Genomic DNA, 2,738 nt, shown 5'->3' with positions numbered 1-2,738 from the left:
ATATATAGCTTTATGGAATACCAGACAGAACTGTACTTAAAAAAATTCAAAGAGAATCAAGGAAAAAATGCGATGATTAGGCTACACGAAACAACAATTAAAGAAATCTGTGAATAAACAAATATACTCACCAAGATTTTAATCTATTTTTATTCCTGCCATATGGCGATATTGTCATGTTTTTTAATATCGATTCCAAAATCTTTTTGAAACGACATTGCCCTGGAGAATATAAAATTTTTCTTTTTTAGTCGCTTGTCACAAGCAAAAATATAAAAAAGACACAACTTATATATTTTGTAGGTTGTGCCATTTAATTCAATATCAGTGATTCGTAAATGAAAATCTAAATAAGATCTATACCATCTTTGGCAGAAAATATCGTAACATGACTTCCCACCAAGGCCAATCATGATTCACATCATATCCCCAGAAATCGATCCAGGCATGAATTCCCTTTTCATATAAGATCTTAGATAATTTCTGTAATGAGTTCTTACAAACATCTTCCCATGCTCCCTGTCCAACCGTAAAGATAATCTGCGATTCATTGTATTTTTGAATATACGGATGCGATGGGTCCATACCGGCCAGATAAGCACATGGATCATTGTTGTAGCAATTATCATCATAAACGCCATGGAAATACTCGTTCATATCATAAACACCACTAATTCCCAGCACCTTATCAAAGCGATCCGGAAATCTAAAAAATAAGTTAGCCGCATGCGTACCACCCATGCTGGCACCTAATGTCATGCATTTTTCATCCTGTGGAAGTCCGGCCTTCCATAAAGCACTTGGCACAAGCTCTTCCATGATATATTGTACCCAGCACTCCTGCAGCCACATACGATGATGTGTATCTCCAAAAGAACTCCAAGTTTCTTTATCAATGGAATCGACCGTACAAAACTGAATACATCCTTCTTCAACCAAATCTTTGACAAGTTCAAACATACCACGATCTTCCCATTCAAAAAAACGTCCATCCTGACATGGGAAAACAAAACAAAGCTTGCCGGCATGTCCATACATTTTAAACTCCATAAATCGATCCAGATAATGAGAATACTCTCGGAAATAACGAATCTGCATAATAAAACCTCTCTATTCCGGCCTCATTATAGCATAATCAATTGTCTTTTTATCAACTCTGCATTATAATTGTTCTGTTTTTTACGGAAAGTGAGTGAACTTATGGCAGAAAAAGAAAAGATTTTAAATATAGCCGTCATTGCCCATGTCGATGCCGGCAAAAGTACATTAGTAGATGCCTTTTTAAGACAAAGTGATGTTTTTAGAGATAATGAAGAAGTGGTGGACTGTATCATGGACTCCAACGACCTGGAAAGAGAACGTGGTATCACGATCTATTCCAAGAACTGCTCTGTGATCCATAATGGAGTTAAGATCAACATCGTCGATACTCCAGGCCATGCCGATTTCTCCAGTGAAGTAGAGCGAATCATTCGTACGGTAGATACTGTTATCCTATTGGTTGATGCCAGTGAAGGTCCAATGCCGCAAACTCGTTTTGTGTTAAGTAAGGCTCTGGAAATCGGATTAAAGCCGATTTTATTGATCAATAAAATTGATAAAAATGATCAACGTGCCGAAGAAGTTGTCGATGAAGTTTATGAATTATTCTTAGACTTAAATGCCAATGATGAACAATTGGACTTCCCTATCCTTTATGGAATTGCCCGCGAAGGAATCGTACAATACGATTTAAATACACCAAGCGAAAATATCGAACCTTTGTTTGATACCATTTTAAAACATTGTGATGTATATCCGGATTTAGATGATGAACCTTGTCGTATGCAGGTTTCAGCTCTGGCTTATGATGAATACATCGGTCGTTTAGGAATCGGACGTATTTATTCCGGCGTCTTAAAACAAGGAGCTCCTTATATTCGTTGTAATCAGGACGGCCTTGAGAAAAAAGAAACCATCTCCAACTTATTCGTATATAAGGGACTCTCTCGAACAAGCGTAAAAGAAGCCAGAAGTGGTGATATCGTTGTCATTGCCGGTATGCCGGATATCAGTATCGGTGATACGATTTGTGATATCGATCATGTAGAACCAATGGATCATATTCCCATTGAAGAACCGACACTATCTATGAACTTCCATGTCAATTCCAGTCCTTTTGCCGGACGTAGTGGAAAATATGTAACCAGTCGAAACATCAAGGAACGCCTGGAAAGAGAGTTGGAAGTCAACGTAGGTCTTAAAGTAGAACCAACTGACAGTGCAGATTGTTTTAAAGTTTCCGGACGTGGTGAACTGCATATCTCCATTCTGATTGAAAATATGCGCCGTGAGGGTTATGAATTAGCCATCAGTAAGCCGGAAGTTATCTTACATCGAGATGAAAACGGTGTAAAAGTAGAACCAGTCGAAGAAGTTGTTTGTCTGGCACCGGAAGAATATTCAGGAACTATCATCAACAAACTGAATCTTCGAAAAGGTGTGATGGAAAACATGGAAGAAGAAAACGGCTATGTCAAGATCACCTATCAGGTACCGACACGCGGATTGTTGGGATTTAGAAATGAATTCATCAACGATACTCACGGAGAAGGAACTTTAGTACGGCGAATCTGCGGTTATGAACCATTTAAAGGTGAGATTTCCCAGCGTATGCAAGGGGCTATGATCTCTACGGAAACAGGAACCGCAATGACGTATGCACTATGGAATCTGCAGGAAAGAGGACAGTTATTTAT

At 38.5% G+C, this 2,738-nt stretch carries 2 protein-coding genes; one reads left to right on the top strand and one right to left on the bottom strand.

The window, feature by feature from the left end; all coding sequences use genetic code 11:
* Window positions 1–357 precede the first annotated feature (357 nt).
* On the bottom strand, window positions 358–1,098 hold the full coding sequence (locus U0M88_RS05380; RefSeq protein WP_272002805.1) for an esterase family protein: 741 nt from the start codon (window positions 1,096–1,098) through the stop codon (window positions 358–360).
* A 102-nt stretch (window positions 1,099–1,200) separates the two neighbouring features.
* On the opposite strand from U0M88_RS05380, the gene U0M88_RS05375 reads away from it, so the two are divergent.
* Window positions 1,201–2,738, top strand: a 1,538-nt coding sequence (locus tag U0M88_RS05375; RefSeq protein WP_331869143.1) for a GTP-binding protein, incomplete at its 3' end; no start/stop codon positions are given.

Origin of the sequence: Faecalicoccus sp. (assembly GCF_036552745.1) — a bacterium.
Taxonomy (GTDB): domain Bacteria; phylum Bacillota_I; class Bacilli_A; order Erysipelotrichales; family Erysipelotrichaceae; genus Faecalicoccus.
Note: the sequence above shows the minus strand (reverse complement) of the source record. Positions and strands in the feature narration are given on the sequence as shown.

What these genes read in the sequence shown, in the direction of transcription:
- U0M88_RS05380 (WP_272002805.1), bottom strand. Translation starts at nt 1,098, where the DNA reads ATGCAGATTCGTTATTTCCGAGAGTATTCTCATTATCTGGATCGATTT.